The 24927-nt window shown below is 59.1% G+C and carries 12 protein-coding genes and 1 pseudogene; 8 read left to right on the top strand and 5 right to left on the bottom strand.

Annotated elements, in window-relative coordinates; all coding sequences use genetic code 11:
• Positions 1 to 108 precede the first annotated feature (108 nt).
• From H1Y61_RS18405 to ligM, 5 genes are all read left to right on the top strand, one after another.
• Positions 109 to 1482 (top strand): efflux RND transporter periplasmic adaptor subunit, encoded by a 1374-nt coding sequence (locus H1Y61_RS18405; protein WP_235680932.1) that lies wholly within the window; start codon positions 109 to 111, stop codon positions 1480 to 1482.
• On the top strand, positions 1479 to 4577 hold the full coding sequence (locus H1Y61_RS18400; protein WP_180574978.1) for an efflux RND transporter permease subunit: 3099 nt from the start codon (positions 1479 to 1481) through the stop codon (positions 4575 to 4577). The genes H1Y61_RS18405 and H1Y61_RS18400 overlap by 4 nt, the downstream gene beginning before the upstream one ends.
• Entirely contained in the window at positions 4574 to 7681 is a 3108-nt protein-coding gene (locus H1Y61_RS18395; RefSeq protein ID WP_180574977.1) for an efflux RND transporter permease subunit, read from the top strand. The genes H1Y61_RS18400 and H1Y61_RS18395 overlap by 4 nt, the downstream gene beginning before the upstream one ends.
• 141 nt (positions 7682 to 7822) lie before the next feature.
• Positions 7823 to 8581: a GntR family transcriptional regulator gene (locus tag H1Y61_RS18390; RefSeq protein ID WP_180574976.1), complete on the top strand. Its 759-nt coding sequence runs from the start codon at positions 7823 to 7825 to the stop codon at positions 8579 to 8581.
• A gap of 123 nt (positions 8582 to 8704) precedes the next feature.
• Positions 8705 to 10123 carry a vanillate/3-O-methylgallate O-demethylase gene (ligM, locus tag H1Y61_RS18385; RefSeq protein ID WP_180574975.1) on the top strand — a complete coding sequence of 473 codons (1419 nt, stop codon included), beginning with the start codon at positions 8705 to 8707 and terminating at the stop codon, positions 10121 to 10123.
• A gap of 309 nt (positions 10124 to 10432) precedes the next feature.
• On the opposite strand, the gene H1Y61_RS18380 is transcribed toward ligM, so the two are convergent.
• Positions 10433 to 12706 (bottom strand): heavy metal translocating P-type ATPase, encoded by a 2274-nt coding sequence (locus H1Y61_RS18380; protein ID WP_180574974.1) that lies wholly within the window; start codon positions 12704 to 12706, stop codon positions 10433 to 10435.
• Positions 12707 to 12774: 68 nt separating this feature from the next.
• On the opposite strand from H1Y61_RS18380, the gene H1Y61_RS18375 reads away from it, so the two are divergent.
• Complete coding sequence (locus tag H1Y61_RS18375) at positions 12775 to 13197, top strand: MerR family transcriptional regulator (protein ID WP_197971659.1); 423 nt, start codon at positions 12775 to 12777, stop codon at positions 13195 to 13197.
• Between the two features lie 89 nt (positions 13198 to 13286).
• On the opposite strand, the gene glgB is transcribed toward H1Y61_RS18375, so the two are convergent.
• The 4 genes and pseudogenes from glgB to H1Y61_RS18360 all read right to left on the bottom strand — a co-directional run bounded on the left by glgB (position 13287) and on the right by H1Y61_RS18360 (position 22053).
• Positions 13287 to 15494 carry a 1,4-alpha-glucan branching protein GlgB gene (glgB, locus tag H1Y61_RS18370; protein ID WP_180574973.1) on the bottom strand — a complete coding sequence of 736 codons (2208 nt, stop codon included), beginning with the start codon at positions 15492 to 15494 and terminating at the stop codon, positions 13287 to 13289.
• The gene (locus tag H1Y61_RS27100) at positions 15491 to 17068 is read right to left on the bottom strand and encodes a putative maltokinase (RefSeq protein WP_409364002.1); all 1578 of its coding nucleotides are present in this window, start codon (positions 17066 to 17068) and stop codon (positions 15491 to 15493) included. The genes glgB and H1Y61_RS27100 overlap by 4 nt, the downstream gene beginning before the upstream one ends.
• Positions 17069 to 17206: 138 nt before the next feature.
• Positions 17207 to 18793 (bottom strand): annotated as a pseudogene (treS, locus tag H1Y61_RS27095) (maltose alpha-D-glucosyltransferase); the annotation flags it as partial.
• 11 nt (positions 18794 to 18804) lie between these two features.
• Positions 18805 to 22053 (bottom strand): alpha-1,4-glucan--maltose-1-phosphate maltosyltransferase, encoded by a 3249-nt coding sequence (locus tag H1Y61_RS18360; protein ID WP_180574971.1) that lies wholly within the window; start codon positions 22051 to 22053, stop codon positions 18805 to 18807.
• Between the two features lie 280 nt (positions 22054 to 22333).
• Here H1Y61_RS18360 and malQ point away from each other — a divergent pair, with 280 nt between their 5' ends.
• Positions 22334 to 24136 (top strand): 4-alpha-glucanotransferase, encoded by a 1803-nt coding sequence (malQ, locus tag H1Y61_RS18355; RefSeq protein WP_235680931.1) that lies wholly within the window; start codon positions 22334 to 22336, stop codon positions 24134 to 24136.
• A 465-nt stretch (positions 24137 to 24601) separates the two neighbouring features.
• Entirely contained in the window at positions 24602 to 24814 is a 213-nt protein-coding gene (locus tag H1Y61_RS18350; RefSeq protein WP_012653910.1) for a cold-shock protein, read from the top strand.
• Positions 24815 to 24927: the final 113 nt, after the last annotated feature.

Raw genomic sequence — 24927 nt, 5'->3', positions numbered from 1 at the left:
GGTTCTGTCCTTCTGTGGGAAAAGACAGGATTGCTGCCGGATGGACTATCCCCGAAGGACCATCCATGACGGGCCATGAAGAATGCGTGAGCGATGCCTATGAAGAGAATGACGAAGATCGTCCTGGTCGGCCTTGTGGTTGTGGGTGCCGGCCTGGCTTACGCCGCCCGCCAACCGCAATTTGCCGCGATCACTGCAGGCTGGCTGGGCAAGCCCCAGGGCGACCGGCAGCGGGGCCGCGATCTCGCGATTCCCGTTGTAGCCTCTCCGGTGAACCAGACGGATGTACCCGTTTACGTGACGGGCGTCGGCAGCGTCAAACCGTTGAACACTGTTGTTATCCAGCCGCAAGTCAGTGGGCGAATCACAAAAATTGGCTTTCAGGAGGGGCAGGACCTGAAGAAGGGCGAGTTGATCGCCACGCTGGATGACGCGCTCTACAAGGCGCAACTGGATGAAGCAATTGGCAAAAAGGCCCAGGACTCGGCTCAACTGACCTACGCCATTCTGGAAATGGAGCGTTTGCAGCGCCTGATCGGCAACTCCGCCACCACTCAGCAGCAACTGGACAACCAGGTGGCGCTGGTGGCGCAATATAAGGCGCAGGTACAGTCCGACCAGGCAGCCATCGAGGCGGCCCAGGCTCAGCTGGATTATACCGTGATCAAGGCGCCGATGGATGGACGCACGGGCATTCGCAATGTCGATGTCGGCAATATCGTCTCGACCGGTGATACGACCGGCATCGTCACCCTGTCGCAGATAAAGCCGATCACCATCGTGTTTTCCATTCCGCAGCAGGATCTGGCCCGTGTCAATACCGCCAATGCCAGGGGCGCTCTTTCGGTCGATGCCCTCGGCGATGACGGCAAGACGGTCGTTGCCAACGGCACGCTGACGGTGGTCGATAACCAGGTGGATACCACCACCGGCACTGTCCGCTTGCGGGCTGAATTCCCCAATGAAGACTTAAGGCTCTGGCCTGGCGCCTTCGTCAATGCCCGGCTTCTCGTCGAGACAAAGAACAATGTGCTGACGGTTCCGTCCGCCGCCATCCAGCGCGGTCCTGCGGGAACCTACGCTTATATTGTCCAGCCCGACCAGACGGTGAAGATCCAGGCGGTCACGGTTGACATGCAGGACGACCAGATGGCGGTGATCGCCAAAGGGGTCAATGCCGGTGAGACTGTGGTGACGACCGGTTTCGCCCGGCTACAGGATGGCGCGCTGGTGCGGGTTTCGACACCGCAGGAGGCCGATCCGGCCAACATGGCCGTGCCGCTGGACGACAACAAGCCGCGTCAACGCCATGGTGGCAACCGTAACAATGGCCAGGCCCGGCCAAACGCCCATGACCCAGCCTCGCCGAAAAATGGCGGTGAAAAACCTCAGGCTGGATCGAACAGCAAAGCGGAACCGTCTTCAGCAGAAGGAAAAGACACAGGCGCCACCGCAGCCCCACCGGCTGACGCAGCGAAATGAGTATTTCGACCCCCTTCATCGCGCGCCCCGTCGCCACCTCGCTGCTGGGGATCGCCATCCTGCTGGGGGGATTGCTGGGGTATGCCTCGCTGCCCGTAGCCCCATTGCCGCAGGTGGATTTTCCGACGATCCGCGTCACCACGCAATTGCCAGGCGCCGACCCTGAGACCATGGCGGCCCTGGTGACGGCACCGCTGGAGAGGCCCTTGGGGCAGATCCCGGCACTGGCTTCGATGACCTCTTCCAGCGCCTTCGGCATCAGCCAGGTGACGCTACAATTCAACCTTGACCGCGATATCGATGGTGCTGCGCAGGACGTGCAGGCGGCAATCAACTCGGCCAGCGGCAGTCTGCCGAAAACCCTGCCTTATCCGCCGACCTATGCCAAAGTGAACCCGGCGGATACGCCGACCATCACGCTTGCCCTGCATTCCGATACCTATCCCATTCGTGATCTGAGCGATTTTGCCGATACGATCATGGCACAGCGGCTGAGTGAGGTTTCCGGCGTTGGCGATGTGCGCGTCCAAGGCGGCGTGCGGCCAGCCATCCGCATCCAGGCCGATTTGACCCGGCTTGCCTCCTATGGGATGTCGCTTGAGGATCTGCGTACCGCGATTACCAATGCCAATGTCTCCGGTGCCAAGGGGGCGGTGGACGGCACCTATCAATCCTTCACGCTCTCGGCCAATGACCAGATCCAGGACCCGGAAATCTACCGCGACACCATCGTCACCTACAGCAATAGCGCGCCTGTCCGGTTGCGCGATGTCGCCGATGTGGTCGAAGGGCTGGAAAACAGCCGCGTCGGTGCCTGGTATCAGGGTCATCCCGCAGTCATCGTCGATATCATGCGCCAGCCCGGCGCCAATGTGATCCAGACTGTCGAGGATGTCCGAAAGCAGTTGCCGCGCCTGAAACAGGCGCTTCCTGCCGGGGTCTCGCTCGATATCGTCAACGACAGGACGGACACCATCCGCGCCTCCATTCACGATGTGCAATGGACGCTGGCGCTCAGCGTCGGGCTGGTCATTCTCGTGGTGTTTCTGTTTCTGCGCACGCTGACCGCGACGATTATTGCCGCCGTCGCCCTGCCGCTGTCGCTGATCGCCACCTTTGGCATCATTTATTTTGCCGGCTTCAGCCTCGACAACCTGTCGCTGATGGCGCTGACCATCGGCACTGGCTTCGTGGTGGACGACGCCATCGTGATGATCGAAAATATCGCCCGTCACATCGAGGAGGGTGAAAGCCCTATGCAGGCCGCCCTTAAGGGGGCGGGCGAAATCGGCTTCACCATCATTTCGTTGACGGCCTCGCTGATCGCGGTCTTCATTCCGCTGCTGTTCATGACCGGCATTGTCGGGCGGATGTTCCGCGAATTTGCCCTGACACTGACCATTGCCGTCGTGGTCTCGGCGGTGATTTCGCTGACGCTGACGCCGATGATGTGCGCGCGCATTCTGCGGGCGCCGAAGGAGCGCAATTCTGGCGTGCTCGGCATGGTGGACCGGGGCATGGACTGGATGAACGAGGGCTACCGGCGCAGTGTGGTCTGGGCTGTCAATCGCGGCTGGCTGATGCTGGTGCTGACGGGGATCACGCTTGTGATCACCGGCCTGCTTTATGTCACCATCCCCAAGGGCTTCCTGCCGGTGCAGGATACCGGGCTGATTTCTGCCGTCGTGGAAACCGAGCCGACCAGCTCGTTCGACGCGATGAGGCAGACCCAGTCCCTTGTCGGCAACCGGCTGCGCGCCGATCCGGCGGTGCAAAGCGTCATTGCGGTGATCGGCACCAGTGCCTCCAACTTGACGCTGAACACGGCAAGCTACAGTATCGTGCTGAAGCCGCTCGACCAGCGAGACATCTCGGCGACGGAATTGATCGACCGGCTGCGGGCCTCCGTTGCCGATATTCCTGGTATCCATCCGACCTTTCAGAGCATTCGCGATATTTCCATCAGCACGCGGGCCAGCCGAGCGCCCTATCAATATACCCTGACCGGCACCAATACCGCGACCGTCGCCGACTGGGCCGACCGGCTGGCCCGGCGGCTACAGCAGAACCCGCTGCTGATCGATGTCACATCCGAAGTGGAAATGGGCGGCGGGCGGCTGGCGATCACCGTCAACCGTGAGACCGCAGCCCGCCTTGGCGTCTCCATGCAGGCGATCAACGATACGCTCTACGATGCCTTCGGCCAGCGCCAGATCAGCACCATCTACGGGCAGGCGAACCAGTACCGCGTCATTCTGGAGGCCGCGCAGCGCTTTCAGGGCGATCCGAAATCCCTGGAAAAACTCTATGTCAAAGGCACGAGCGGTGCCATCGTGCCGCTGAATGCGGTCGCATCGGTCAAGTTTACTACGGCACCGCTGGTGATCAGCCGCGATGATCAATTCCCCGCCGTCACCATCAGCTTCGATCTTGCCCGCCACGCATCGTTGAGCGAGGCGATTGCCGCCATCAAGAGTGCTGAGCGTGACATCAGCATGCCCGCCTCCATCCAGCGTCATTATAGCGGCGATACCGAGGAATTCGACCGCTCGCTGGCAGGCGAGCCCTGGCTGATTCTGGCGGCGATCGTCACCATCTATATCGTGCTGGGTCTGCTGTATGAAAGCACGATCCACCCGATCACCATTCTGTCCACGCTGCCTTCGGCGGGCGTCGGGGCGCTGCTGGCGCTGATGCTGTTTGGTCAGGATTTGTCGATTATCGCCTTGATCGGCATCGTTTTGCTGATGGGGATCGTCAAGAAAAACGCGATCATGATGATCGATTTCGCGCTGGACGCAGAGCGCAAGGAAGGGCTTAGCGCCCGCGATGCCATCATCAAGGCCGCCGTTATGCGCTTTCGGCCCATCATGATGACCACGCTGGCGGCCCTGTTCGGGGCGCTGCCGCTGGCGCTTGCCCAGGGAACCGGCGCGGAACTGCGCATCCCGCTCGGCATCTCGATCATCGGCGGCCTGCTGCTTAGCCAATTGCTGACGCTCTATACCACGCCTGTCATCTATCTGGCGCTGGATGGAGTGCGCGCCAGGATGCAGGGAAAGCGTGCGGCGTCCGAGAGCGGAGGGTCGGTATGAATATCTCAAGCCTGTTCATCAGCCGCCCGGTTGGCACCACTTTGCTGGCCATCGGCCTGATGATGCTTGGGTTGGTCGCCTACCGGTTCCTGCCGGTCGCAAGCCTGCCTGCCGTCGATCTTCCCACCATAAGGGTGACAGCCAGCCGCCCCGGTGCCGATCCGGAAAGCATGGCCTCCAGCGTTGCAGCACCGCTGGAACGCCATCTCGGTGCGATTGCCGGTGTGACCGAAATGACCTCGACCAGCGGGCTCGGCACGACCAATATCTTTTTGCAATTCGACCTTTCCCGCAATGTCGATAGCGCCGCCCAGGATGTCCAGGCGGCCATCAATGCCGCTGTCGGCGATCTGCCAAGTGACCTGCCGTCGCTTCCGTCCATGCGCAAGGCCAATCCTGCCGCATCGCCAATCCTGACACTGGCTTTGACCTCCGATACCATTCCCGCCAGTGCCATATACGATGCCGCTGACAGTGTCGTCGTGCAGCGGATTTCGCAAGTGGAAGGGGTTGGCGACGTCTCGGTCAGCGGCGCTGACCAGCCCGCCGTTCGCGTTCGGCTCAACCCGGATCGGCTGGCGGCCATCGGGCTTTCGGCGGATGATGTGCGCACTGCCATCGTCAATGGCAATGCGCTTGCGCCGATTGGTGCCATTGATGGAAGCCAGGCTTTCTACCCGCTGTCAGTCAATGCGCAATTGATTACGCCTGAAGATTACGGCCAGCTTGTCATCCATGCCTCCAACGGCATCGCCGTCCGGCTGGCCGATATCGCCACCGTGGAGCCCGGCGTGCGTAACCGCCGTTCCGATGCCTGGTTCAATGGCAAGCCCGCCGTTCTTCTCAATATCACCAAGGCGGCGGATGCCAATGTGATGTCCACGGTCGATGCGGTGAAGGCGCTCATTCCTGAAGTGAAGCAACTGATCCCGGCTGGTATCGAAGTCGATATCCTCAATGACCGTACCAAGACCATTCATGCCAGCGTTGAGGATATGCAGTTTACCCTGCTGGCGACGGTGGCGCTGGTCATGGCCGTGGTTTTCGTCTTCTTGCGCCGGTTGGTCCCGACGCTGGCTGCCGGTTTAACCGTGCCGCTGTCGTTTGCAGGCGCATTTGCTGCCATGTGGCTGACGGGGCTGTCCATCGACAATCTGTCGTTGATGGCGCTGGCAGTGGCCAGCGGCTTCGTGGTGGACGACGCGATTGTGATGATCGAGACGATTTACGCCAATATCGAAAAAGGCATGAAGCCGCTTGAGGCGGCCCACGTGGGTGCCCGGCAGATCGGCTTTACGGTGATCGCCATCAGTATTTCATTGATGGCCGCCTTCATTCCCTTGTTTTTCATGGGCGGCATTGTCGGCAAATTCTTCCTGACCTTCTCCCTGACGCTTGCCTTCACCATCGCCGTTTCAACCGTGGTCTCCCTGACCCTGACGCCGATGATCTGCGGCCACCGGATCAAGGCGCGGGATCTCGACGCCCGGCAGGGCCGCTTTGATCGCGCTATCGAACACAGCCTGGAGCGGACCGTTGCCTTTTACGACCGTACGCTGAAGGGTGTTCTGCATCACCGTTTTCTTGCGGTGGTCATCACCATCGCCTGCATCGTGCTGACCGGTTTTCTCTATGCTAAGGTTCCAAAGGGTTTTATGCCGCGCGACGATACCGGTTTTGTGATGGGCAATAGCCAAGCTGCCAGCGACATATCCTATCCGGCCATGCTGGCATTGCAAAAGCGCGCCTTGGCCATCGTCGAGCGCGATCCGGCGGTGCAGAGCATTGGCGCTTCCGTCGGTGGCGGCTTTTTGGGAACAGCCAATCGCGGCCAGATGTTGATCGCGCTAAAAGCGCCGGATGAACGAGAGGCAACGGATGTGGTGATCGAGCGGCTGCGCCGTGCGGTTGCCATCATTCCCGGCCTCGATACCTCGTTCTTTTCGCCAAGCGATATCCGGGTCGGCGCACGGACATCAGATTCGGAATTTCAATTCACGCTTTGGGATGCCGATTACGATGAACTTGTGGCCTGGGCGCCGCGCATCCTCGCGCGTCTGCGTCAGGAACCCTTGCTGACCGATGTCAATAGCGACCGTCAACCGAGCGGGCTCCAGGCCAATGTCGTCGTTGACCGCACCGCCTCGTCGCGTCTTGGCGTCAAGATGACGGCGGTCGATGCGGCGCTCAATAATGCCTTTGCCCAGCGTCAGGTCACTATCGTCTATGGAGAGCGTAACCAATACCGTGTCATCCTTGAAACCTATCTGGATTTCGCCAAGGACCCGGAACATGTCCTGAAGATTTACGTGCCTGGAAACGGCAGCACGCAGGTGCCGCTCAGCGCTTTTGCCAGAATCGAGCGGACATTGGCCCCCATCGGCGTTAATCATCAGGGGCAATTTCCGGCGGTGACGATTTCTTATAATGTCGGGCCGGATACCACGCTGTCCGAGGCCAATGATGCGGTCAAGGCTGCCGTTGCTGGCATGCATCTGCCCGATACGCTGCATGCCGAATTTGCCGGTGACGCCGCCAATGCATCGAGTTCCTCAGGCGGCCAGCCGCTGCTCATTCTCGCCGCCCTTCTGGCTGTCTATATCGTGCTGGGCATTCTCTATGAGAGCCTTATTCATCCCCTGACGATCATTTCCACGCTGCCTTCTGCCGGGTTGGGCGCGTTGCTGGCACTGTGGATCAGCGGCACGGAACTGACCATCGTCGCCTTTATCGGCATCATTCTGTTGATCGGCATCGTCAAGAAAAACGGGATCATGCTGGTGGATTTCGCGCTCGAAGCCGAACGCCAGCACGGCATGTCGCCACAGGATGCCATTCACGAAGCCTGCCTGCGGCGGTTTCGACCGATCATGATGACCACGCTTGCCGCCTTCATGGGCGCACTGCCGCTGGTGCTGGCGACCGGTCCGGGTGCCGATCTTCATCGACCACTCGGCGTGACGATCATCGGCGGCCTTATCGTGTCGCAGGCCCTCACGCTCTACACCACGCCGATCATCTATTTGATTTTTGCGCGTCTGTCGGCGCGCTTTGGCGCGAAAACCAAAGCTGGGAAGAGCCTGGATCACCGTCCGGCTGTTTAGACATCTGCCGTTGCGAACTGATATGATCGTCATTGCAGCTCTTCCATGTATACATTAAATTAGAAAAATTGCGTCTGCTGCTTGCCGCTGCGCGGCAGCGGGTCGGGGGAAGTGATTGGTTCGGAAAGGGGCTTTATCAGGATGCAGAAGGACACGAAATCCTCGGTAAAACTGGTGGACGCCGCCACCCATGGCCGCCGTGCGGTGATTGAATTGCGTGAAAAAATCATCAGCGGACATCTCACCGGCGGGACGCGGTTGTTTGAGGTGTCGCTGGCGGAGGAACTCGATATTTCCCGCACGCCGGTGCGCGAAGCCCTGTCACGGCTGGCCGAAGAGGGCCTGCTTGATCGCTTGCCGAATGGCGGTTTTGTGGTGCGCCGGTTTGGTTATGATGATGTTATTGATGCTATCGAGTTGCGGGGTGTCTTGGAGGGGACGGCAGCAAGGCTGGCCGCAGAGCGTGGGGCCGACGCGGAGGCGCTCGCTACAATTTCTGAGACAATTGTTAAGCTGGATCAGTGTTTTGGTCCCTATGTCGATGACGTTGACTTCGATGCCTATGCCGATCTCAACGAAATTTTTCATCGTCAATTGACCGCCCTTTGCGCAAGCGAAGTGATGCGCCGCGAGGTGGAGCGGGCCTGCGCCTTGCCCTTCGCCTCGCCCTCCGCTTTCCTGCCCAACCGGATGGATATTGCGGCTTTCCGCCGCTCCTTGCGGTCGGCGCAGGAGCAGCATCGCGGTCTGATCGAGGCCATCACAGCCCGCGAGGGCGCGCGCGCGGAAGCTATCGCCCGTGAACATGCCAGGACCGCGCGGCGGAATCTCGATTACATTTTCAAGGAAGCGCCTGGATTGATCGACAAGATCCCGGGCATGGCGCTTATTCGCCGCTGACCGTTTCGCGCAGTGTTGTGTGTTAATCGTGATGGCCACAAAAAAGCTTCAGAAACGGGCTTGCATTCTGCTCGCGGGCTGGCATCAATGTATACACACTGAACAACGCCTTGGGAGGAAACGATGGCAGCGAGCAGTCTCCACGATATTTTGCAGGATAATCCCGACATTGTCGGCCGATTGCGCAATTCGCCGGTCGGGATGTATGTATACCCTGTTGTGACACCCGAATTCAGCAATTGGCGCTCCGAGCAAGTGGCTTGGCGCAATTCCGCCGTGCTGTTCGACCAATCCCACCACATGGATGAATTGATTGTCGAAGGGCCGGACGCGGAGAAATTTTTGAGCCATCACGGCATCAATTCCTTTGCGAATTTCGATCTCAACCGCGCCAAGCATTTCGTTCCGGTCACGCCGAACGGTCATGTGATCGGCGATCACATTATCTTCCGCGAGCGACAGGACAAGTTCATCCTGGTGGGCCGCGCCCCGACCTCGAACTGGCTGATGTTCTGCGCCGCCTATGGCAAATGGAACGTCCGCCTCAAGCACGATCCGCGTTCACCGTCGCGTCCGGAAGGCGAACGGGTGTTGCGCACCCATTATCGCTACCAGATCCAGGGGCCGGAAGCCCCGAAGATCTTCGAGAAGATCAATGGCGGGCCGGTTCCGGAGATCAAGTTTTTCCATGTCGATTGGATCAATGTCGGCTCCAAGAAGGTGCAGGCGCTTCGCCATGGCATGTCCGGCGCGCCGGGTCTGGAAATCTGGGGGCCGTATGAGGACAAGAATTACATCCTGTCCTGCATTCTCGAAGCGGCAAAGGATGCCAATGTCGATCTGGTGCGCTGCGGCAGCCGCGCCTATTCTACCAACACGCTGGAGAGCGGCTGGATTCCATCGCCGCTTCCGGGCATCTATACCGGCGATGGCATGCTCGCTGACTATCGTCAATGGTTGGGCGCCGACAGCTATGAGGCCAATGGTCCGATTGGTGGCAGCTTCGTTTCCAGCAATATCGAGGATTATTACGTCAATCCATTCGAGCTTGGCTATGATTTTTACATCGGCTGGAAGAAGGATGATTTCATCGGCAAGGCGGCGCTTGAAAAGTTCAAGGGCCAGACCAACCGCAAGAAAGTCACCTTCGAATGGAATGCCGAGGATGTTGTCGAGGTGATCGCCTCTGCCTTCCGTCCGGGCGAAGACAGCTACAAGTGGATCGATTTCCCCGTGCTGAACTACGCCTCAACCAGCGCCGACATGATCGTCAACGACGCGGGCAAGACGGTGGGGCTGTCAATGTTTGGCGGTTATTCCTATAATGAGCGCTGCATTCTGTCGCTCGGCATTGTCGATGCTGATGTCAAGGAAGGCGATGTTCTGACGCTGATCTGGGGTGAACCGGACGGCGGCAGCGGCAAGACCTCCACCGAGCGCCCACACAAGCAGGCGAAAATCCGCGTGCGGATCTCTCCGACACCTTATGCGCGCCAGGCCCGCGAGACCTATGCCGAGAGCTGGCGGACAAAGAGAAAATGATCTGCTGGAATTTTTCAGTAGATCGAAAGTGTTGCAGCGCCGTGTGATGTATAAAACGCTCGGTGCTGTCATAGACCCATCCTAGTCTGACCCCGATATCTCTTGGATATCGGGGTCAGACTGCTGACAAAGCCTGCATTTATCCTCGACGTCATGCTTCGGCCTTGTGCCGAGCATCTAAGCACATTAATTTATTTGGTAATGTCAATGGATTGTTTATCGATGGCAGACCCTCGGGACGGACCCGAGGGTGACGAAATGCTGAGATCGGGGTGATTTGTATCGGACGGTCACTCCGCATTCAACACGTCAGGCGGCCTTTGTGCTGCCGCGCCAGCGCAACAGGCGCATGGCGTTGGCGGTGACGAGAACGGTGGCACCGGTATCGGCGAGGATCGCCGGCCAGAGACCGGTAATGCCGATGATTGTCGTCACCAGGAAGACGGCTTTCAGCCCGATGGCAATGGTGATGTTTTGGCGAATATTGCCCATCACCTGCCGCGACAGCATGACCATGTCGGCTAGGTCCATCACCCTTCCATGCAGAATGGCCGCATCGGCGGTTTCCAATGCCACATCCGTTCCGCCGCCCATGGCGATGCCGATATCGGCGGCGGCAAGCGCCGGAGCGTCGTTGATGCCGTCTCCGACCTTGGCGACCCGCTCGCCTTTCGCCTGCATGTCGCGGACGATAGCCTGCTTGTCTTGCGGCAGCAGATCGGCACGCGGCTCAATGTCAAGCAGCGTGGCGATGGCCCGGGCCGTGGCGGCATTGTCGCCGGTCAGCATGACCGGGCGAATACCGGCAGCCTTCAACGCGTCCAATCCTTGGCGGGCATCGGGACGCGGCTCGTCGCGCAGCGCGATCAGCCCCGTGACTGACCCGTTCTTCACCAGGAGAGAGACAGATTTCCCTTCCGCACTCAGTTTTTCGATCCTGGTGACGATCTCAGCGGACACTGCGGCCAGTTCGGCGGCGGCACTGGCCGATCCGAGGAAGAGGCTGATGCCACCCACCGTGCCGCGCACGCCCTTGCCAGCGATAGCGCCGGTCTCGGTTGCCGTTGGCACGGAAATGGCGCGGTCAGTGGCGGCCTCGATAATCGCCCGGGCCAGCGGATGGCTCGACCCCATTTCCAGGGCTGCCGCACCGGCCAGCACCGTCTCTTCCGCGGCACTGCCAAAAGCGACGATATCCGTCACCTTCGGCTTGCCTTCCGTTAGTGTTCCCGTCTTGTCGAGCGCGATGGCGGTGATCCGTCCGACATTTTCGAGAACCGCGCCGCCCTTCATCAGCAGGCCGCGACGTGCACCGGCGGAAAGACCGGCGGCAATGGCAGCGGGTGTCGAAATCACCAGGGCGCAAGGGCAGCCGATCAGCAGGATTGCCAGCCCCTTGTAGAGCCAGAGGCTCCAGTCCCCATCCCAGAACAGCGGCGGCAGGATTGCCACCAGCGCGGCCAATAGCGTTACAGCGGGTGTGTAGTAGCGCGAAAACCGGTCGATGAAGCGCTCGGTTGGCGCTTTGCTCTCCTGGGCTTCCTCGACCAGACGGACAACGCGGGCAATGGTGTTGTCGGCGGCGGTGGCCGTCACCTTGACGCGAAGCGTTCCTTCGCCATTCACCGTTCCGGCAAAAACGCCTTCCCCGGCACCCTTGGTTTTCGGCAGGCTCTCTCCGGTGACAGGGGCTTCATTGATCGCGCTGGTGCCATCGATAATCTCGCCATCGGCAGGAACCCGGTCGCCGGGCCGCACGATGACAATGGTGCCGAGTGTCAGGCTTGCGGCAGCCACGTCTTCAAGGCGGCCATTCCGCTCGATCCGCGCCGTATCGGGAACCAGCTTGGTCAGGCCTTGAATACTGGCTCGCGCCCGCCCAGCCGCAAAGCCCTCAAGTAATTCACCGACCAGAAACAGGAAGACCACTGTGGCCGCTTCCTCGGTCGCGCCGATGATGATGGCGCCGATAGAGGCGATGGTCATCAGCATTTCGATGGAAAACGGCGTGCCAGCCAGCGCGGCCATCGCCGCACGGCGGGCAATTGGCACGATGGCGATGGCGATGGCGACCAGAAAAGCCCAGAAAGAGAGAGGAGGCACGAAATGGCCGATGAGCATGGCAATAACGAGAGCAATGCCGCTCGTTGCGACCAGCTGGGCCTTTTTCGTGCGCCACCAAGCGACTGTCATGGGTTCGGCATCATGCTGATGGCTGTGCAGGCTGCCGCCATGCGAAGCGTGGTCATGTCCTTTGTGACTATGCTCTTCATGATTATGGTCATGCGCTTCGCCATCATGATGGCCCGTGCAGGCCTGGCCATGCGCGTGCTCATGCTGATGATCGTGTTGTGGGACGGAGGCGGCGAGGCGGGTGGTCTTGTAGCCAAGGCCGGTCACCCTATCGGCAAGCGTGACCAGATCGGCGTCGCCGTCGTGGACGACTGCCATGGTCTGCGCCGTTACCGAAACCCGGACATCGGTAATACCGGCCACTCGGCGTGCAGCCGTGTCGATTTTTGCCGCGCAGGAGGCGCAATCCATGCCCTCGACGCGAAAACGGGTGGTCTGTTCGGTTGCCATCGGTTCGTCCTTGTCATTGTGTCGAACCGATCCTACATTCTCTAGTGACTAGAGGAGCAAGGGCAAAATTGATGACTATTGCAATTGGCGAGGCGGCGCGGATCAGTGGCGTCAAGGTTGCGACGATCCGGTATTACGAACAGGTCGGCCTTGTGCCGCAGCCGCCGCGCACCGATGGAAACCGCAGGCTTTACAGCGCTGCCCATTTGCAGAGGCTGACCTTCATTCGCCATGCCCGCGAGCTTGGCTTCGAGGTCGATGCCATCCGCACCCTGCTCGACCTTCAGGATAAGCCGGGTCAGTCCTGCTCACCGGCTGATTCGATTGCAAGACAACGGCTTGCCGATGTCGAGGAACGGATCGACCGGCTAAAGGCATTGAAAACCGAGCTGGAGCGGATGATCACCGGCTGTTCGCATGGCACGATTGCCGAATGCCGGGTGATTGAGGTGCTGGCCGATCACGATCAATGCCGCCATGACCGGCATTGATGTCACGAGAGCATCGGTCCGATGCTCTCAGTTTTTGTTTGCGCATCGGATTTATCCGAAAACCGGTTCCCACTTTTCGGTCCGATGCTCTAGGCCACCCATTTCAGATAGAGTGTCGCCAGCGGTGGCAGGGCTAGGTTTATCGAAAATTCCCTGCCATGTGCCGGATGAGGCTCTGCTGAGACGTCACCCTTGCCTTGTCCTGATCCTCCAAACTCATTTGCATCGCTGTTGAGGATTTCAATCCAGCGACCCTGCCTTGGCACGCCGACACGGTAGTCATGACGCAAGATCGGGGTGAAATTCGAAATCGCCAGAATGCAGCTCTCACGGTTCTCGTCATAGCGCAGCATGGCAATGACCGAATTTTCGGCATCGTCGGCAATCGCCCATTCAAATCCTGATGGGTCGAGATCGCTGAATTGCAGGGCCTTTTCCTGCTGATACAGTGTGTTCAGCTTGGCGACCAGTTTCTGTATGCCAGCGTGATCCGGTCGGTCCAGCAAATCCCAGGATATCGATTGATCGTGGTTCCACTCGATATCCTGGCCGATCTCGCAGCCCATGAAAACCAGTTTTTTGCCGGGATGCGCCCACATGAACCCATAATAGGCCCTGAGATTGGCAAGCTTCTGCCAGTGATCGCCGGGCATTTTCCCCAGCAACGAGCCTTTGCCATGCACGACCTCATCATGGGAAAGCGGCAGTACAAACCGCTCGGAATATTGATAGATCATGCTGAAGGTCATCGTGCCGTGATGATATTTGCGATAGACCGGATCTTCTTCGATGTAGGACAGGCTGTCGTGCATCCAGCCCATGTTCCATTTGAAATCGAAGCCAAGGCCGCCATCTTCCGGTGATTTGGTCACGCCGGGCCAGGCGGTTGATTCCTCGGCAATCATTAGCGCATGCGGGCAACGGCTGTGAACGACGCTGTTCAAATGCTTGAAGAATTCGACGGATTCGAGGTTTTCCCGTCCGCCGAATTGATTGGGAATCCATTCGCCGTCATTGCGGCTATAGTCGCGGTACAGCATTGAGGCGACAGCATCGACCCGCAGGCCGTCGATATGAAAATGCTCCAACCACTCGAAGGCGCTGGCAATCAGAAAGCCCTTCACCTCCTTGCGACCGAGATTGTAGATCAGCGTGTTCCAGTCCCGATGAAAGCCCTCGCGCGGATCTTCATGCTCATAAAGCGCGCTACCATCGAAGCGCGCCAGGCCCCAGACATCGGTTGGAAAATGGGCTGGTACCCAATCGAGAAGGACGCCGACACCGCTCGCATGGCAGCGGTCGATGAAATAGGCCAAATCCTCCGGCGTGCCATAGCGTCCGGTGGGGGAAAACAGGCCAAGCGGCTGATAACCCCAGGAGCCGCCAAACGGATGTTCGGTGATCGGTAGCAATTCGATATGGGTGAAATTCATCGATTTGACATAGGGCACCAGCCGCTGGCTCAGTTCCACCCAGTCGAGCCAGCGATTGCCATCTTCAGAGATCCGCAGCCATGAGCCGAGATGCACTTCATAGATAGAGATCGGCTCACGCGCGGCGGAATCGGCGTTCTGCCGGGTCATCCAGGCCTGGTCCGTCCAGGCGAAAGGTGTGTTTGACGCGACGATGGATGCCGTTCCCGGTGCCGCTTCGCTGGCTTTGGCGACCGGGTCGGCCTTTTGCGGCAGGACATTGCCTTGCGCGTCGATCAATTCATATTTGTACCGCTCGCCGGGGCCGAGGCCCGGAACGAACAATTCCCAGATGCCGCCGGATTGGCGCAGGCGCATCGGGTTGCGCCGCCCATCCCAGGAATTGAAATCACCCACCACCGAGACGCGCTGTGCGGTTGGCGCCCAAACGGCAAAGCCTACCCCTGCCACCCCGTCCATCTCTCTCGGGTTGGCGCCCAGCGTGCGGGCGAGATCGTAATGGGTGGCTTCGGCGATCAAATGCAGGTCCATATCGCCCAGCAGTAGGCCGAAGGCATAGGGGTCTTCGGCAATCTGCACTGCGCCCTGCCATTCGATCCGAAACCGGTAGCGCGAGGAGGAGCGAAGCTCTCCCGCAAACAGGCCACCCGGATGCACCAGGTTCAGCCGGCCTACCGGGGCATTGCTGTTTCTGTCGAGCATTTCCACGCCGAGCGCACCCGGAAAAATCGCCCGGACCACCGTTTCTCCATCCGCCCGATGCGGTCCCAGAATGGAAAAGGGATCGCCGTGCCTGCCGTCGATCAGGGCTTGAACCGCCTGGGCATCGATGCCGGATAGCAAGTCGCTCGTGGCAATCGTCATAGGGAATTCTCCGTCAGCCGTGCGGCAATATCGGCAAAGCCAGCGAGTGGAATGGCGATCCAGCCGGGCCGATTGCTGGCTTCATAGCCGATTTCATAGGCGGCCTTTTCCAGCAGGAACAGGTCGAGGACTTTGCGACGCTTTTCAGAATCCATAGCCAGCGCGGGTTCCACATCGACCGCCGCGAAATAACTGTCGAGGAAATACGTCTCGGCCTTCTTGCGAAAGGCTTCGACCAGCGCAGCTCTTGCTGCGCTGTCGCCTTGAACGACGATCTCGCGACCTGTATCTGCCGAGGCGGCAAGATAGCTCAGGGACCGGATCAGCCCGGCCACATCGCGCAGCGGATTGGTTTTTGCTCGCCGTTCTGCGAGCGGGCGGGCCGGTTCACCTTCGAAATCAATGATATAGACATCGTCTTCGGCAACCAGGATCTGGCCCAGATGGAAATCGCCGTGGTTGCGGATCATCAGTGTGTCCCTGGCAACACCGGCCAGCGTACCAACCGCGCTCAAGATCTGTTCCCGGCGGTCGGCCAGCATGGCGCTGACCCTGATAGTTTCAGTGTCGAGACCATCACTGTCGCTGCGATGGCTCATCTCAGACACCCTGTCCAGGCAGTCGGCAACGCGAGCCATGACTGAACGCGCCCAAACGGAGACATCCTCATCACTCATTGCGACCGGCGCGAAAGCCGGGTCGTCTGTCGGCTTTGCCAGTGCCACATGCAACTCGCCAAGCCGTTTGCCGATCACAGCGGCCTGATTGAACAGCGGGTTGAACCGCTCTTGCTCGGCATCGTCATCCTGACCGGCAACCATGCTTTGTTCGAGCGTTTGCCTGAGCGTGTCGAGCATCCAGGTCCAGGCATCGCCTTGATTGCGGATGGCGCCCTGGATGATGATCAATGTCGAGCGCTCATCTTCAGGTGAAACCCTGACAACCTCTCCCAGCAGCGGGGCAGTGTTGGCATAGCCAAGCCGCGTCAGGTGGCGGGTCATTTCCACTTCCGGGTGGATGCCCTGATGGATATGACGGATGAGCTTGATCATCGCCATATCGCCGATGATCAACGAGCTGTTGGATTGTTCAGCCGAGAGCCATTTGACCTGCATGTCTTCAGACAGGTCCATGCCGTCGAGTTGCTCGGTACCGATGAAATCGATGGAGCCGCTTTTACTGGAAATGCTGGAGCGTTCGCGCAAAGCCCTGATGACGCCACGCGCCATGCTTTGCATGGCAAAGCCATCTGTCAGAAAGCCCACCCGCCGTCCTTTGCGCACTCTTGCAAAGGCCAATTGCTGGGCAAGCGCATGGGGGTTTTCATCGTCCCAGGCGATGGCGAACGGTAGAAAATACCGTTCAATACGATCTTCCAACTCGGTTTCCAACTCACCCAGCAGCAGGTCATTGCCGAAGGGCATCGGAATGGTCGAGATCAGCGAGGCACGCTTCACCCTTTCGCCCTTGGAGGCAAACCAGCGGCGCTTGGCAAGATAGGAAGGCAGGATTTCACGCGAAATCGTGTTCTGGATGGTTGCCTCGTCCAGCAATTGCGGCAGTTCGCGCCGCATGACGATGGTGACAAAATCCGGCAATTGCTCTGGCGGTTCGGTGCGCCAGGTTGGCCCATCCGCATCCGTCTCGCCCGACAGCTTGAACCAGAAGAAACCATAGGGTGGCAGGGTCAGCAGGTAGGTCAGCTGGCCGATTGGGGGAAAGGCCGACATGCCAGTCAGTTCGATGGGAATCCGCTTTTCAAATTCGGACAGATCCAGCTCGACCGCCTGCGGCAGGCGCGACAAATTGGCGACGCACAGCAGCACTTCGCCCTCATATTCGCGCAGATAGGCGATGATCTTGCGGTTGGCCGGTGACAGGAACCGCAATGTGCCGCGTCCGAACGCGGTAAATTTACGCCGGAGCGCCAGCATATGGCGGCTCCAGTTCAGCAGAGAATGGGCGTCAGCCGACTGTGCTTCAACATTGACTGCCTCATAGCCGTAGAGAGGGTCCATCAGCGGCGGCAGGACCAGACGGGCCGGGTCGGCGCGGGAAAACCCGCCATTGCGATCTGGGGACCATTGCATCGGTGTGCGCACCCCGTCTCTGTCACCGAGATATATATTATCGCCCATACCAATCTCGTCGCCGTAATAGATCACCGGCGTGCCGCGCATCGACAGAAGCAGCGCGTTCATCAACTCGATGCGGCGGCGGTCGCGTTCCATCAGTGGTGCGAGACGCCTGCGGATACCGAGATTGATCCGCGCCCGGCGGTCAGCGGCATAGGTATTCCACAGATAGTCCCGCTCGGCGTCTGTGACCATTTCCAGCGTCAGTTCGTCGTGATTGCGCAGGAAAATTGCCCATTGGCAATTATCGGGGATCTCAGGGGTTTGCCGCATGATGTCGGTGATCGGAAAACGATCCTCCTTGGCAATCGCCATATACATGCGCGGCATCAGCGGGAAGTGGAAGGCCATATGACATTCGTCACCGTCGCCGAAATATTCCTGGGTATCTTCAGGCCATTGATTGGCCTCGGCCAACAGCATCTTGCCTGGATGACCTTCGTCCATTGCCGCGCGGATCTTCTTCAGGATCGCATGGGTTTCCGGCAGGTTCTCGTTATTGGTCCCCTCGCGCTCGACAAGGTAGGGAATGGCGTCGAGCCGGAAGGCATCAATGCCGGTATCGAGCCAGAAGCGCATAACCGTGATCAACTCGTCCAGCACAGCCGGATTGTCGAAGTTCAAATCCGGCTGATGGGAATAGAAGCGGTGCCAGTAGTAGGCGCCAGCCACCGGGTCCCAGGTCCAGTTGGATTTTTCCGTATCGAGAAAGATGATCCGGGTTTCCGGAAATTTCTGATCGGTGTCTGACCAGACATAGAAATCCCGTTCCGGCGAACCGGCGGGCGCATTGCGGGCGCGCTCAAACCAGGGATGCTGATCGGATGTGTGGTTGATCACCAATTCGATGATGACGCGCATGTCACGGGCATGGGCGGCATCCACGAAGGCCCGAAAATCGTCCATCGTGCCATAGTCCGGGCTGACATTGCCGTAATCGGCAATGTCATAGCCATCATCTCGCCGGGGCGAGGGAAAGAACGGCAAAACCCAGATGGCGGTAATGCCAAGCGAGGCGATATGGTCGAGCTTTTCCGTCAAGCCCTTGAAGTCGCCGATCCCATCGCCGTTGCCATCGTAAAAGGACTTGATATGCAATTGATAGATAATTGCATCCTTATACCAAAGCGGGTCTGTCTCGGCCTGCTGCTGTTGCTGTTCCATTGGAAATCTCCTCACCTGACGCGGTAAATGCTGAACGGCAGGACATGCGGGTTGAAGCCGACCGTCTGCCATTTGCCTGTCCACGTGAATTTTCTCATTGTCACCAGATCCTCGAGCGCGAGACTGCCGCTATCGGGCAGGCCCCAGCGCCACAAAGGCAGCTCGATTGAGCTGGTCTGGTCATTGTGCGGGTCGAGGCTGACTGCCACGAGCAAGACGTTTTCGCGGCCCGGACTGGCCTTTTCGAAAAACATCACCTGGTCGTTGGAAGAGGGCAGCAGCGTCAGGCCGAGATGGGAATGCAGCGCCGCGTTTTCGGTGCGAATGCGGTTCAGCATGGCAATCTCGGCAATGATATTGCCGGGCCGGTCCCAATCCCAGGCGGTGATCTCGTATTTTTCGCTGTCGGCATATTCCTTGCGCTTGGCATCCGGGCGGCCTTCGCACAGTTCAAAACCGTTATAGACGCCCCAAAGCCCGGAAAGTGTCGCAGCCAGGCCCGCCCGGATCAGAAACGCCGAGCGCGGCGCGTTCTGCAGAAAATCCGGGTTGATATCATGGGTGTTGACGAAGAAATGCGGCCTGAAGAATTCCTTCGGCGCTTGCGTCGTCAGCTCGAGCATATATTGCTCAAGTTCCCACCGCAGATTGCGCCAGGTGAAATAGGTGTAGGATTGCGAAAAGCCGATCTTGGCAAGCCTGTACATCACCTTTGGCTTGGTAAAGGCTTCCGACAGGAAGACCACCTCCGGGTGGCGGGCGCGGATATCGCCGATCAGCCACTCCCAAAACGGAAACGGCTTGGTGTGCGGATTATCGACGCGAAACAGTTTGACGCCTTCACCGACCCACATATCGACAATGTCGCGCAAGGCCTGCCAAAGCGCGGGAACAGCGTCCTTGGCATAGAAATCGACGTTGACGATATCCTCGTATTTCTTCGGCGGGTTTTCCGCATAGCGGATCGTGCCATCCGGACGCCAATCGAACCAGCCGGGATGCTGCGTCAGCCATGGGTGATCGGGTGAGGCCTGGATGGCGAGATCGAGCGCAATCTCCAACCCTTCATCGCGCGCAGCGGCAACCAGTGTTCTGAAATCCTCAAATGTGCCGAGCTGTGGATGAATGGCGTCATGGCCACCATCCGGCGAGCCGATGGCATAGGGGCTGCCGGGATCGTTCGGCCCTGCCTTCAGGCTATTGTTGCGGCCCTTGCGGTTGGTCGTGCCGATGGGGTGGATCGGCGGGAAATAGACCACGTCGAAACCCATGGCACGAATGGCCGGCAAGCGCTTGATGATATCGGCGAATGTGCCGTGACGGTCCTTGTCGCCGCTTTGTGAGCGGGGGAAAAGCTGGTACCAGCTGGCAAAACCCGCCTCCAGCCGCTCCGCATCGACAGGGAGTGGCTGCGAGCGCAACCGGAAAGGCCTGGCATCGGCGCGGTCCATCAATGCGAACGTGTCGGCTTGCAGCAACAGGTCGGCGCGTTGCTGTTCCGGGGTCTGTTCCAGACGAGCGATTAGTTGTTCGAGTTCTGAAGCCAGTTGGCCATCGGCTCTTGCCAAAGCCTTTCGCACAAGGGCGATGCCCTCCTGCAATTCCAGCTTCAGATCCAGCCGTGCCTCATGCTTCTTGGAAAGCTCGTAGTGAAAAATAGCAAATGGATTGCGCCAGGCCTCGACGACAAACTCATGCCGCCCGAGCCGTGACAACGAAAACTCACCCCGCCACCGGTCGTTTTCGACCAGTTCCATGCGGATTTCGGTCCAGTCATCCCGATCGCAGGGCCGCCAGAGTACGGCAGCAGACAGCGGGTCATGACCATCCCCAAAAATATCGGCCTCAACCGTGATCCGGTCGCCGACAATGCGCTTGATGGGAAAACGCCCGTCATCCACGGAGGGCTGGATATTTTCAATCGCCAGACGGGGAGCGGCGGCGGCATCGCCTGCCGTCGTTGCAGGCTCGAACACGATGGCATCTGCCCGTGCGCCGGTGAGCAGGCAGAGCCCGCCCGGGCCGATTTTTCCTGTTTCCAGGATCGCGGACGGCGCTTGGCCTTGGTCGAGCTTCAGTGGCAGGAAGCCGGAGGCGAGTTCGTGCAGCGCATGGAGCGGTAGGGTCGCTGATGTGCGTAAATCGCGATTGAAGGCGACGATCCGAATGCGCTGCGACGACCGAAGGTCTTCCTGGTCGGATTGGACCAGAGCGCAAGCCGGTGAACCGGCTTTGGCAACGATCCGCAAAGGTTTTCCGAGAAAAACCTGCCGTTGTCCGGCTTGATCATTGAGGGCGCGGATGCTGGCGGACAGATCAAAACTGCCCTGGTCTTTCAGGCCCCTGATACCTTGGCCATCGCCATGCATGGGATCGAGCGGCGTGCTCACCCCGAATTCGAAACCCATCGGCACCATCAACGGGCCGAACGCTGCGGCAAGGTTCAGGGCGCGGATCGCCTTTCGCTCAATGATCTCACGGCTTTCTGTGCCGTGGGCGATCCGCCGGGCAAAAGGGGCTTCGGGAAAAGCAATCTGAATGCCGAGGGCGCGTTGCAGCGCGTATTCCTCCGCAAACCATGGCTCCTCTAGATTCCACCAGGCAAAGGATGAGAAACAGCCGTCAAAGCCTGTGCCTTGCAAGGCCCGTCGCGCTTCGAAACTCGTACCCGGCGTCCAGGCGAAGAACCGGGCCGATGGACCGGCTGCAATCAGGTCGCGCCAGAAGGACGCGGGCGCGGCATCGATGCCGATACAGCGGAAACCAGCCACGCCAGCAGCAGTAAACCGTGCAATGCGCGTGCGCCATTCACCCAGCAGATGAGTTGCTTCATCGTTATTGGTAAAATCAACGGGGCGGCTACCGGAATGAAAAGGAGAAATCCTTGGATCGGCAACCTGCCCGGGCGGTGTTTCCGTCGCAATCCGGTCAATCACCAGATCGAGCATCAAGTCCAGGCCATGCGCCCGGGCGGCCTCGGTTAACTCTCGCAAGCGATCATCGCTGCTGCCTGGGAGGTTCAGGGCGGGGTCGAAAGTGTCGAAGGATTTGGATATGAATAGGCTCGCACCCCATGCACGCGAAAATGGCGGCGCACTGAGTACCGTATCAAAGCCGAGTCCTCGGACATGCTCAAACAGGGTGTTCCAGTCCGACATGCCTTTCAGCAGCAGCGGATGGACGTAATAAATCTTTGGTGCTCTGGGAGCGAAAGAATCCCGGGCGGTGTCTTGTTGTTCGGCAGAATGTGATTGCGTCATCGTCCACCCGCATAATTTGTTTACCAAGGCCAAACACCTCACGCGGCAGGTGGTTCCATTCAATAAAACATATGCCGTTGAGAGTGCAGGCGAAGGGCGGGGGGAGGTCCTTTGCAGGCGTTGGTTGAAGCGCTTTGGTCCTCCGGCGCTGACAATCGTTGCCGGCGGATGGAACCGTTACCCTGAGGATGGGTTGGTGGTGTGACTGCACACATCGCGACGCTGTCTGCGGCAAGGCCTCTGCCGCAGACGCTAACGATCGCTCAGGATGGACCCAATCATGACGTCAATGATCAACAGACTTGCCAAGAAACATGGGATCAACCTCGCCAGACCGGGAATAGAACAGGCGGAAGTTCCGATTTCAGACGCCACAAAACGCCGGTTGTTGGTGGCTCTCAACGTGGAAGCGGGTGAGCCTGGTCGCAGCTATCTGCCCGATTGCCTTGCTCGGGATCGTGTCTGGGGCATCAGCCTGCAGCTTTATGAACTGCGCTCGGCACGAAATTGGGGGATCGGCGACTTTGCCGATTTGCAGAGCATGGTGATGCTCGCCGCCGATCAAGGTGCCGATTTTATCGGGCTCAACCCGCTACACGCGCCTTTTCTGGCCGACCCTGCCCGGTGCAGTCCCTATGAACCATCCAACCGGCGCTTTCTCAACCCGCTTTATATCGCTGTCGATCTGGTGCCGGGTTATCATCCAGGCATGAGCGACAGAGAGACGCTCGACGCTTTACGGCGATCCAAACTTGTCGATTACAAAGCGGTCGCCGGTGTGAAGCTTGAGGTTCTGCGGCGGATCTGGGACGGTTCAAGACGGTTGGAGCGAAATGAAGATCAGGACAGAGCCGATTTCAGGCGTTTCTGCGATGAAAGCGGTGATGCTCTCCAAAATCACGGTCTCTTCGAGGCTTTATCCCGGTTGATGAGCGAAGGTGGCCATGGTGCAGGCTGGATGTCCTGGCCTGCGGAGTATCAGGATATCGATCATCCCTCCGTTCGCGCCTTCCGTAGCCAGAATGCCGAGGAGATCGCATTTCATGTGTGGCTTCAATGGGTTGCGCACCGGCAGCTGGAGATGGTTGCTGCCCAAGCGCGCAAAGCGGGCTTGAGGATCGGCCTTTACCTCGACCTCGCGGTCGGCGAAGCGTTGGATGGTTCGGCGACCTGGAGCGAACCGGATATCTATCTGCGCGGCGCCAGCATCGGCAGCCCACCCGATCCCTGGGCGGTCAAAGGCCAGGATTGGCGGTTGGCCGCCTTGCAGCCGGCCTTGATCGCCTTTTCTCGCCGGTCGCCCTATCGGCAGATGATCGATGTCGCGATGCGCTACGCGGGTGCGGTGCGTATCGATCATGCCGCCGCCATTCAGCGATTGTTCCTGGTGCCAGCCGATATGGGGCCGGAGGAGGGGGCCTATGTCGATTATCCCGCCCGCGAGATCCAGGGTGTGATTGCTGAAGCCTCCGTGCGCAACCAATGCCTGGTCATTGGCGAGGATCTCGGTCTGGTGCCGTCGGGGTTACGACAGCAGATGGCGGATGCCAATCTCCTGTCCTATCGCATTCTGTCTTATGAAAGGGACAAGCGCGGCTTTATTGCGCCGGACAAATATCCGGTTATGGCGCTTGCCTGCATCTCGACCCACGATCACCAGACGTTGGTGGGATGGTGGCGCGGTGCCGATATCGAAGCACGCGCGGCCCATGGATTGGTGCCGGAAGCGGCAAGACTCCAGGAGCAGGCCGCCCGCATTCAGGAACGAGCCGACCTGCTACGGGCCTTTGAGTTGGCCGGGATAGAGTTGCAAGATCACGGTGTCGAACAGCCGGATCTGCATGAGCGCGTCGTGGCGGCTCATCGGTTCATGGCGAAAACAGCCTCCATGCTGGTCTCTGTCAGGCTTGCCGACCTTACCGACGAGGAAAACCCGACCAATATTCCGGGAACCAGCAGCAGCTATCCCAATTGGCAGCCGAAGCTCTCGGTCGCCTGTGAGGATCTGACCGGGTTCACCCTTTTCAATCGGATCGTCGAGGCCGTCCGAGAGGAAAGACCCAAAACAAAAGAGGGTAGCTAGAGGTGGGTAAGAGAAAACTGGTCGCCACTTTTCTCGAAAAGGCAGACTCAAACAACCACACCGACTGCCTTTGGAAACATGTCGGAATGCGCCTGGATCTGACCGCGAATGAATGCCCCTAGATATTGAGGGGTAGTCTATTGAACCCAATTATGGCCGCGATGGAAACCGCTATTCCAGCGGGTATTTCAGCAGAAAAAACGCATAAATGCTTGCCGCTTTGAGCGATTTCCTGTAGATAATTTCGCGTTCGGGTATTTATGATCCCGGAGACTGGACTGATTGTATCTCCGCGCTTAATCTTCTGGGTTGCTCGGCTTTGGGGGCTTAACCTCCGCTGGTAGACGTCTTTTCCCCGTTATCGCGACTTACCGACCTGTCTCTTCGCGAAGGGACGATGCATGCTTCATCCGGCCGCCGCCGGGCGTGGCGAAACTAAAAACTCAAGGGATAAGGACTTCTCCCATGGCCATCAAGGGCACCGTAAAATTCTTCAATCAGGACAAGGGCTTCGGCTTCATCACCCCGGAAGGCGGCGCGAAGGACGTTTTCGTTCACATTTCCGCTCTCCAGGCTGCTGGCATCCAGACGCTTCGTGATGGCCAGGAAGTTACCTTCGACACCGAAGCTGACCGCATGGGCAAGGGCCCTAAGGCTGTAAACATCCGCGCTGCGTGATTGTTTCGCCTCCGTCCTTCACGGCGGATGAATTTGAACGGCGTTCCGCAAGGAGCGCCGTTTTGCGTTTATTGCGTCTGGTTTTCATCCCTTCGATGAGGAGCGCGCAAAAA

This window comes from Agrobacterium vitis, assembly GCF_013426735.1.
Taxonomy (GTDB): domain Bacteria; phylum Pseudomonadota; class Alphaproteobacteria; order Rhizobiales; family Rhizobiaceae; genus Allorhizobium; species Allorhizobium vitis_D.
This window is presented reverse-complemented; position numbering and strand designations above follow the sequence as displayed.